The 1047-nt window shown below is 73.9% G+C and carries 1 pseudogene; it reads right to left on the minus strand.

Features of this window, described 5'->3' with window-relative positions:
• Window positions 1-1047 (minus strand): annotated as a pseudogene (locus tag BST12_RS32590) (PE family protein); the annotation flags it as partial.

Here is a 1047-nt window from a genome sequence, read left to right on the forward strand (position 1 = left end):
CGCCCGCCCCTCCCGGGGTGATAAGACTAAATCCGCCGTCGCCGCCGGCACCGCCGGCGCCCGCGACTAACCCGCCGGCACCACCGGAGCCACCGGTACCACCGCCGATCCCGCCGACGCCGCCGTTGCCTCCGCCAGCACCGACGAATCCGCCGAGCAATCCGCCACTTCCTCCGGCTCCGCCGGCAGCGGCAGCTCCGCCGACACCGCCGTTACCGCCGGCACCGAACAAGTAGCCGGTTCCGCCGAAACCGCCAGCACCGCCGACATTGCCAGCGCCGGCCGTCAGGGGATCGCCGCCGGAACCGCCGACTCCGCCGTCACCGAACAACAGGCCACCGGCCCCGCCAGCGCCGCCAGCTCCGGCCTGACCGCTGGTTACGTTGCCGCCGGAACCACCGGCACCGCCGGTGCCGATGAGCCCTGCCGCCCCGCCGGCTCCACCATTGGCTGCCCCCACGGCGGAGCCGCCGGCCCCGCCGTCGCCGAGCAAGATGCCGCCGGCGGTGCCGGGGAGCCCGCTGCCCGCATCAGCCGGCAGACCGTTGCCGATCAAGGGGCGCTTCAGCAGCGCCTCGGTAGGCGCATTAATCGCGCCGACGACCTGCTGCTGCACGGTATGCAGGGGCGATGCGCTCACCGGAGCGTTGAAGCCGTCAGCTCCCAACAACACTCCGCTGATGCCGCCGATCCCCGTCGCACCTGTGCCGACGGGGCCCACCCCGCCCCTGGCCGCATTACCACCGTTACCGATCCCGACGCCATTCCCACCGCTACCGCCGGCCCCGCCCGCGCCCTGGAGGCTGGATCCACCGGCGCCGCCGGCACCGCCGTTGCCCAGCAGCTGGGCCCCATTGCCTCCGGTGCCGCCAACGCCCCCGGTGCCCAAACCGCTCAGTCCCCCGGCACCGCCCGCACCACCGTTGGAGAGCAGCAAACCACCGGTACCACCGGCGCCGCCGACACCACCTTGGCCCTCGCCACCGTAACCGCCGGTTCCTCCCACACCGCCGTTGGACGCGAACAGCCCCGCATCACCCCCCCTGC

Origin of the sequence: Mycobacterium angelicum, from assembly GCF_002086155.1 — a bacterium.
Classification (GTDB): domain Bacteria; phylum Actinomycetota; class Actinomycetes; order Mycobacteriales; family Mycobacteriaceae; genus Mycobacterium; species Mycobacterium angelicum.